The organism is Mesorhizobium sp. M1088, from assembly GCF_040318575.1.
In the GTDB taxonomy this organism is placed as follows: domain Bacteria; phylum Pseudomonadota; class Alphaproteobacteria; order Rhizobiales; family Rhizobiaceae; genus Mesorhizobium.
The window spans coordinates 1-8,303 of sequence record NZ_JAMYMO010000080.1; the positions used below are offsets into that span (position 1 = coordinate 1).

Below are 8,303 nucleotides of genomic sequence, written 5' to 3' on the forward strand. Positions count from 1 at the left end.
CCAGATCGATGCCGGCGGCCTTCAGTCGATGGATCAACTGCCCAGCCCGCGGCAAGTGCAACTCCGGGTCCGCCCCCAGCCCAGCGTCGACGAGTATGGTTTGGTCGCCGCTGCGCACCACAGCCACGTTCAGCGGCCACTCGAGCGTCTCCGGCGAGAGGAACTCGTCCTCCAGCCAGGCTGTCCGGACGGCCGGGTCGACGTTGTATGCGATAGTCGGGGCTGGAATTGGTAGGATTCCATCGCTGACCACGAGCACGTCAATCTCGCCGATCTTAAGTGCGTAGCGCGACGGAACCAGCTCGTCGGGCCCCGGTCGAGCGGAAATGTCGTCCACGTTCATGTTTGTGCTCATGTTTGTCTCCTGTTGATCGCCTTTGCCACGGCCATAGCGGCCGCCTCCGCCGCTGGCCCCCGTGGATTGGCGGACGGCCACACGGCGTCTGCACACGAGGTTGCGCCGCCGCGGCCTGCGCGACCATCAAACGGAAGTATCGGTCAGGCAATGCGAAGGTCCATGACCGACCGTTGCAAGGGCGGATGATCTCCCGCAAACGTCGAAAGAGACCGCTTCGAGCAGGGAATAACCGCTCTGAGCAACTTGCAGTAATTGCCGGACGGCTCGTAATCGTAAAGCGTGATCATCGGCGACTCTTAGATATCCTGCTGCCGGTCTCGCAGCCGCATAAGCCGCTCTCGCGGCGGCCGTCCGGCCGCAGGCGGGATGACTGCTTTGGTGACTGCTTAAGGAGAAATCAGACTGGCCGCCGGCAAAGGTTGGGTCGCGCTGGCGGTGGCAGTGTTCGCGACATGGCGCCCACTGCGCGTCCTGCTCGGCGGCTGGCGGTTCGGCGGCATGACGATCCTGCAGGGGCAGGCGCGGGCCTTCAGGCCCCCTCGGACCACACGCGATAGCGGTTGTCCAAATGGACCCATGGAAGAGTCGACTATCGCCCCAGTCGATCGAATGTCTGCTTACAGGCAAAACAAGAAGGTGCTCTAGCGTCTGACATGAGGCGCATTGCCGTCCGACAGCTTTGGGCCGAAATCGAAAATCCGCATAGCCCATCGCCTGTGGCCTGCGGGTCCCTTCCTCGGGGTCTTTCGTACGCCTGCTGGCGCCCGAAACTCATCGGGAAAGGCGAAAGCGGGTCTGTCGGCATTTGGACCGGACATCATTAAAGCAGTCACGTCATCGGTGCCTGAAGCCGCTGACGGCATGAGCCTGGCCCGTATCCGTCGAGAGAGTGCTAGGGCCCAACAGACTCTTGACGGCATAGGCATCGTCGGCTCACCGTATGGGCGGCGACGAAGTCCCCTCAGGTTGTAGAGGTCGCGTCTATCGGCTGGCTGCCGCAATGGCCGAGGGAGCAGAAACTTGGCTTTCGGCTAACAGCCAGAACCGTGGCGGCGCCCGTGCCAGCGCTCCAAGATATCCGAATTTTGGCAGTCTGGACCGGACTGCCGGGCAGAGTGCCTTCAAGGCTGGATTCGCTCCGGCCAATCACATTGCCGTGAAAAAATTTGCGATGTCTGGGAATAAACCGGCGCCTGCCTGGTCTTCCATGCATACGCTGCTGATTGACCTTGAAGGAACACTACACTGCAAACCCCTACATTGACGAGCACGACGGCAGCGGCCAAACCATTCCCGAGATGCCTGGAGCGCAAAGGGGTTTCGCTCCGTGGCCGGCTCGCTCCGCGCCTGTCCTTGTAAGATCTTCCGCCGGGCGGATCGAGAAAGCCTTGGCGCCGCGGTCAAGGTCCTAACCATGAATGCGGCAAAGTTCGTGCTCCAGAGCGGATTCGGGTGGATGCATCATTGTGGTCCAGTGTGATAGACATCGATGAGACATATGCCTTCCCATTCACCGCAGCTGGCGACCCGGCATATTCCTGCCGGGTTCGCTCGCAAGGCAGAACCATCCTTGCCCCATGCGTACACGAGCTCAAGGCAAGGCGCATACGACGGTGTACCGATGCTGAGCAGCAATGCGCAGGACGACCGCTTCCGCGAAGTGGTAATGCCTCATCTCGCTGACGCGCTTTCGCTGGCCCGCTGGCTGACCGGGAATGCCACCGACGCGGAGGATGTGGTGCAGGACGCCTGCATGAAGGCACATGCCAACATCGCCGGCTATGCCGGCGGCAATGCGCGAGCCTGGCTGCTCACCATCGTCCGCAACGCGTGCTACACATGGCTGGCGCGCAACCGCCCCCGCAGCATCGTCTCGGTGGGCGATCTCAGCGACCTCGACGAGGTGAGCGCCGCTCACGCAGCCGATGTACCTGACAGCGAAAACCCGGAGGCTAGCCTCATTGCCAAGGCCGACAGGGCGGCCCTGGAGGCGGCGATCGCCGCCCTGCCGCAACCGTTCCGCGAGACGCTCGTGCTGCGCGACATCAATGGCCTCGCCTACCGCGATATTGCGGCGATGCTCGGCGTGCCGATCGGCACGGTGATGTCGCGGCTGGCGCGGGCGCGCGGCCTGCTGATCTCTGACCTTGGGAGGGCGCAATGAGCGCGCACAATGATGGATTGCCCGAGGACGCCGCAGGCATGAACCTGATGCTGCATGCACTGGTCGATGGCGAGCTCGATGCCGCTGCGGCAATGGCTGTCGAGCGCCGCATCGCCGCCGATCCCAAGCTGGCGGCAGAACATGCCCGCGTGATGGCCTTGCTAGGGGCGGTGTCCACGCTTCCGAAGCCACAGGTGAGCGACTCGTTCAGCGCGCGCATCGCAGCCATGGCCGCAGTCGGTAACGTTGAAGTGCTGCGACCCAAAGCGCAGCCGGCACAAGGGAAGCCCGCTCGAACCAGGTGGTCGACGCGCAATTTCGGATCATTCGATTGGCGCGCCATGGCGGCGTCGATCATGATCAGCGCGGTGCTGGCCAGCGGCGCCACGCAATGGGCGATGCAGCCTGGTGCAACCGACAGCTTTGCCGCAGGGGTAGCCAGCGGCCACCAGCGCAGCCTGCTGGCGACCAGCCCGGTGGATGTCGTCTCGTCGGACCGGCACACGGTAAAGCCCTGGCTCGACGCAAGGCTCGGCCTTTCGCCACCGGCGCCAGATATGGCGAAGGACGGATTTGCACTCATCGGTGGTAGGGTCGAGGTCATCGGCGGTCGGGCGGTGCCGGCGCTGGTGTATCGCCACCGCGAACATCTGATCACCCTTGTCGCCGAGCCTCAAAACGCCGGTGCGGTTACCGACCCCGTCGATCTCTCGGAGGGCGGCTTCTCACTGGTGCAATGGAGCGACGGCGCCTTCTCCTATTGGGCGATTTCTGACATGGAGCGGCCGGAGCTCGACGATTTCGTGGCGCGCTTCCGCGCTGCTGTCGTGACGGGCTGATAGCCAACCGTCAGACCTCTGCTTATCAAATGCGACACCACCGCTGGCGCAGACCCTACGTGGGCCGATGGGCCATGGCAGCAGCATGGTGCCGACTTCGGACGCGACGCGCGCGCTTGCAATGACCTATTGATTTGACGAAGCGGGAAACCCGCACGCGGGCTCCGAGCAGGTCCGTAGTTTTCCACCATTCCTTCCTTCATTGGCGCCGCCATCTGTCGTGCGGCGTCGGCTGGCCCAGTTCCAGGCGACCGCCACCCCCCTCATCTCGGGACTTCCAAAAGAATTTCGCGCCACTGGGGAATAAAGCGAAGCCCTCCCGGGTCTTGTTATCAGCGGGGCCAATTTCCTGGCACGCAACCAAGAAACGAAACAAGGACCTCCCGAAATGACCAAGCTCGCTCTCAGCGTGGCTGCCATGCTGCTTGCCTCAAGCGCTGCCTTGGCCGGCAGCGACAATGGGGCCAACAATTTCAACCAGCCGGTCGCTACCGTCGACACCAATGCCACTGCTTCCATTCCCTACACCCGGCGCCACGACGGCGTCGACACCAAGGTGACGACCTGGCCGAGCCAAGGGTCGGTTCACGACATCATCACCCGGCATAACAACGACGGAATCTGGGGTCGCTGAACGCGCCTCCGAGCACTCTCTCACCCACTCACAAATAGGAACCAGCGACATGAAAAAGATCGTCTTGACCGCTGCCGCCATCCTCGTTGCCACTGGCACGGCCTTCGCCGGCAGCGACCACTACGAGTCGAACACTTCCAGCCAGCTGGTCGCCAGCCGTTCGGTTTCAAAAATCGACACGTCGCACACCGGCTCGATCCGAAAGTCCGAAAAGGTACAGGGTGACGCCAATGCCAGCGTGCCGGCTCAGTACGGCCAAGGCATCTGGGGCAACTGAGTTTCTAGGGCCAGGACCACAACAGTTCCGCAATCACGACGGAGGGCCACGCCCGGCTCTCCGCCATCCCCTCACTGCTTCACACAGGAGATCATCATGTTCAACATGACACGTCGCACATTGCTTGGGTCCGCGGCCGCCGCTGCCGCTTTCGGCCTCGCTGGAAAGCTGGAATTTACCCGTCCCGCATTGGCCGAGACACCGGTGGAGCCGACCGTTGGCTTCTACAAATCCAAGGTCGGCGATATCGAGATCACCGCCATCTATGACGGCATCTGGCGCAAGCCGCACGATCCGGCCTTCATCAAGGATGTCACCGTCGAGGACACCAAGGCCGCCCTTGCCAAGGCCGGCCTGACGACAGACTTCATGCCCATCCCGCTCACCGTCGTCGTGCTCAAGATGAACGGCAAGCTGATCATGATGGATGCCGGATCGGGTGTCGGCCAATGGCAGACCAATGCCACCCACCTGCCGGCCAACATGGCTGCCGCCGGCATCGACTACAAGACCATCGACACCATCATGATCTCGCATTTCCACCCCGACCACGTCTGGGGCTTGATGGAAAAGGGCACCAGCGCGCCGGTGTTCCCGAACGCCGAACTCGTCGTCAACGCCGCCGAATATAATTGGTGGACCGATCCCGGCCGGCTGGCAAAGCTGCCCGAAGGGCGCAAGCCGGCGGGCAAGCGCATCGCCGAAAACTTCCCGAAATGGAAGAACTGGAAGCTGGTCGAGGACGGCGCCGAAGTCGCGCCCGGCATCCAGATCATCGCCGCGCCCGGCCATACGCCCGGCCACTCGGTCTACCTGGCGAACTCCGGCAAGGATCAGATCATGGTCTCGGCCGACACGATGTATGTGCCGGCGCTGCTGGCGCCGCATCCGGAGTGGCAAGGCAGCTACGACCAGGACGGGCCGACGGCGATCACCACGCGCCACAAGCTGATCGACCGCGTGATTGCCGACAACATCCGGATCTCGGGCTCGCACTTCCCGTTCCCGGGAACCGGCACCTTCGTCAAGGACGGCAATGCGTACGGCTTCACCCCCGTGCAAATTTAAGCGCGCCAATCCCCACAAAGCGAGAAAGACAATGAAACCTTCCCTCTTCAACAGGCACGCCCTGTTCGGCCTGCTCGGGGCCGTTGCCGTACTGACTGTAGTTCCCGCCGCGACAGTCATGCCGGCCTTTGCGATCGACGACATCGAAGGCACCGACGCGCCCGACCTCACCGCCGTCGAGGCCAAGATCGACGCCAAGGATTATAAGGGCGCATTGGCCGATCTGCGTGATCTCGCACAGGACACACAGCAGGCCGACGTCTACAATCTGCTCGGCTTCACGCTGCGCAAGACCGGTGACTACACGACCGCGCTGACCTACTACACCAAGGCGCTCGAACTGAAGCCGGACCACAAGGCCGCGCGCGAATATCTCGGCGAACTCTATGTCGAGACCGGCGACATGGCCAAGGCTAGGGAGCAGCTGGCATCGCTGACGCAGCTCTGCCCCGCAGGCTGCGAGGAACGGGCCGACCTGCAAAAGGCCATCGACACCAAAGTGACCAAATGAAGTCAGGCAGGTGCCGCAAGGCGCCTGCTCTTTCCCCTTTACCTGGAGCCAATCGTGACAAGGACACAAACCGCCTCGAAACTACATCTCACCGACTTGACCCTGCTGGCGGGCCGCCTGCTGCTCTCCCTGCTCTTCGTGCATGAAGGCTTTGAGCTGGCGACCCATTTCGACGGTGCCGCGAAATCCATGGCAGCTCTTGGTGTGAGTCTGCCGCTTCTCGTGGCCACCATAGCGCTGCAACTGGGAGCCGGTCTTTCCGTCGGCCTCGGCTTGCTGACGCGCCTGGCAGCGGTTTCACTTGGCCTGTTCTGTCTGGCAACGACAGCGCTGTTCCACACCAATTTCGCCAGTCAAAATGAACTGCTGCATTTCGAAAAGGACCTGGCCATAGCCGGCGGCATGTTCGTCCTGGCAGTCGCCGGCGGCGGGACGATATGCCTCGACAGGGTGCTGAAAGGCTTGGTGAAGCGCCGGCAACAGGACAGAGAGACGGTTGCCGCGCTCATAGCTCCCGGTAGCCCTCTATCGGTAGGCGATATCAAGCTTCCATTCTAAATCGGCCAACACGCCTGGTCTCATATCAACCCCCCGCCCGATCGGCACCCCACAAACTGGCTCGGGTGACCCCTCATGGTGCAAGCCGCTCGTGGCGTTCGTCCATCGAGGTCCGCTTATCGGCACGGATAGGACCGCCCCTACCGGCCGATTTGGGGCGCGAAGCTGACCCCTGGCTGCGAATTCGAACCCAATACCCGTCATCCCATGTTCATGATATGTGCTTCGAGAGTCGCATAAAAAGGCAGTGTGGAATTGGGAGGGAAATCTCCAGAAACCGGAACTCATCCCATTCAAGGCCTCAGCTCTGACGAGTGCCAGTTCCCATGTGACATCAATTGCCATCAACGCGCTTTTCATGCTTGCTGGGCCGATGTCTCGTTCTCGCTTGCTGCCCGAAAAGAATCTTCCGACCTATGCGTACCTGCCTGGCAAACATCCGCATCCGGTACGTGATCCCTTGGGCCATAGCTACCGAAACGATCCCGTGACCGTCGCCCTCGGGGAAGCGTTAGGCTCGGACGTCTTTCGATGGGGAATCGACCTTTTCAACCATGGCTATTACTGGGAAGCCCATGAGGCTTGGGAGCCTCTTTGGCACGCTGCGAAACGAAGCACCCAGCACCGCCTGTTCTTCAAGGGACTGATCCTATTGGCGGCGGCCGGGGTAAAAATACGCGAAGGAAAGCGGGTCGCTGCCGTGCGCCATGCCACAAGAGCTGCCGCGCTTTTTCGTCAGGTGGTGACGGTGCCGAGCCGGCTCTTTGAGACCGCGCTCGGGATGACACCTGCCGCGCTTGCAGAATATGCCGAAGCGGCCGTAACTTCCCGGGCCATTTTGCCAGAGCCAAAGCCTGACCAGCCCGAGCCCGTTTTCGATTTTATTCTCGCACCAAAACTTGAGAGTGTCTGATCGGCAACCCTTGGTACCGTTTAACCAGCTTCGCCTGTGGAAAGCGGGTTACTCCCGCCTTTTTGTGTCCGGGCTACATAGGCCGATGGATCTGCAGCAATCAGGCCGCGGTCTTCTTGCGCGTCCGCTTCACCGGCGCCGCCCTTTCCGGTTCTTTCGGCTTTCGGCCGAGCCCCATCGTCTTGGCCAATGCCGAGCGCGCTGCGGCATAGTTCGGCGCGACCATCGGGTAGTCCGCTGGCAGGGCCCATTTGGTGCGATATTCGTCGGGCGTCAGGTTGTAGTGGGTCGCGAGATGGCGTTTCAACGACCTGAACTTCTTCCCGTCCTCAAGGCTGACGATGTAGTCCGGAGTGACCGATTTCTTGATCGGCACGGCAGGCTTGAGAGCCCCGGACTTATCCGGCGCAGCACCGCCGCCGCCGGTGCCCTTCAATGCGGCGTGGATCTGACTGATGAGGGCCGGCAAGTCACCGACCGGAACCGGATTGTTCGAGACATAGGCCGAGACGAGTCGGCAGTGAGTTCGATCAGGTTGTCGGCATTGTTTTCAGCTTTTTCTGTCACGAAACTCTCCTGGCGGCTTGAAAGACAGTCGGCGAAATTGTTCGTTTCGTAGTGGCGGTGGGGCCAAACGCAACGAATGCATTGGGCACTATTGCGATGCCTGTTCTGCACAGCGGTCATGGCAACGCATCCCGCGTCGTGCGCGTGTTGGTCCGTCCCCTGTTCGTCTGGCAAGCCGTTCCAGATTGCCAATCGTTTTTCTGTTGAGCTGCATGCCGATTGTCTATTCGGCATCGGGCATAGATGCTTCGATGGCCAGAACCTCCAAGCACTCAATCTCTTGCATCACCTTTCCAGCGATACCTTGCAAATCGCCGTACATCCCCGCGGTCGACTCGATTACGCCTTGTATTTGAGCCTCCCGCTTGGCCCACAGGCGTGTTGTGGCCTTGCGTTCCTTGGCCAGGTCCTCCT

At 61.6% G+C, this 8,303-nt stretch carries 10 protein-coding genes and 2 pseudogenes; 9 read left to right on the forward strand and 3 right to left on the reverse strand.

The genetic code is table 11. The features are described from left to right. The coding region (locus NKH49_RS34000; protein ID WP_502907992.1) for an MBL fold metallo-hydrolase at positions 1–355 on the reverse strand (355 nt) is incomplete at its 3' end. Positions 356–760: 405 nt separating this feature from the next. Here NKH49_RS34000 and NKH49_RS34005 point away from each other — a divergent pair. The 9 genes and pseudogenes from NKH49_RS34005 to NKH49_RS34045 all read left to right on the forward strand — a co-directional run. Next, positions 761–886: pseudogene (locus tag NKH49_RS34005) on the forward strand (ABC transporter permease); the annotation flags it as partial. Between the two features lie 1,093 nt (positions 887–1,979). Beyond that, positions 1,980–2,522 (forward strand): sigma-70 family RNA polymerase sigma factor, encoded by a 543-nt coding sequence (locus NKH49_RS34010; RefSeq protein WP_352929990.1) that lies wholly within the window; start codon positions 1,980–1,982, stop codon positions 2,520–2,522. Continuing rightward, positions 2,519–3,361 (forward strand): anti-sigma factor family protein, encoded by an 843-nt coding sequence (locus NKH49_RS34015; protein WP_352929993.1) that lies wholly within the window; start codon positions 2,519–2,521, stop codon positions 3,359–3,361. The genes NKH49_RS34010 and NKH49_RS34015 overlap by 4 nt, the downstream gene beginning before the upstream one ends. A gap of 388 nt (positions 3,362–3,749) precedes the next feature. After that, positions 3,750–3,995 carry a DUF680 domain-containing protein gene (locus NKH49_RS34020; RefSeq protein WP_352929996.1) on the forward strand — a complete coding sequence of 82 codons (246 nt, stop codon included), beginning with the start codon at positions 3,750–3,752 and terminating at the stop codon, positions 3,993–3,995. Between the two features lie 49 nt (positions 3,996–4,044). Further along, on the forward strand, positions 4,045–4,272 hold the full coding sequence (locus NKH49_RS34025; RefSeq protein ID WP_352929999.1) for a DUF680 domain-containing protein: 228 nt from the start codon (positions 4,045–4,047) through the stop codon (positions 4,270–4,272). A 96-nt stretch (positions 4,273–4,368) separates the two neighbouring features. Then, entirely contained in the window at positions 4,369–5,340 is a 972-nt protein-coding gene (locus NKH49_RS34030; RefSeq protein WP_352930002.1) for an MBL fold metallo-hydrolase, read from the forward strand. Between the two features lie 31 nt (positions 5,341–5,371). Then, entirely contained in the window at positions 5,372–5,851 is a 480-nt protein-coding gene (locus NKH49_RS34035; RefSeq protein ID WP_352930005.1) for a tetratricopeptide repeat protein, read from the forward strand. Between the two features lie 96 nt (positions 5,852–5,947). Further along, on the forward strand, positions 5,948–6,409 hold the full coding sequence (locus NKH49_RS34040; protein ID WP_502907993.1) for a DoxX family protein: 462 nt from the start codon (positions 5,948–5,950) through the stop codon (positions 6,407–6,409). Between the two features lie 328 nt (positions 6,410–6,737). Further along, positions 6,738–7,322: a DUF309 domain-containing protein gene (locus NKH49_RS34045; protein WP_352930008.1), complete on the forward strand. Its 585-nt coding sequence runs from the start codon at positions 6,738–6,740 to the stop codon at positions 7,320–7,322. 100 nt (positions 7,323–7,422) lie between these two features. Here NKH49_RS34045 and NKH49_RS34050 read toward each other — a convergent pair. Beyond that, positions 7,423–7,889, reverse strand: a pseudogene (locus NKH49_RS34050) (Ros/MucR family transcriptional regulator). Between the two features lie 223 nt (positions 7,890–8,112). After that, a partial coding sequence (locus NKH49_RS34055) for a DUF2130 domain-containing protein (RefSeq protein WP_352930010.1) occupies positions 8,113–8,303 on the reverse strand: 191 nt, incomplete at its 5' end.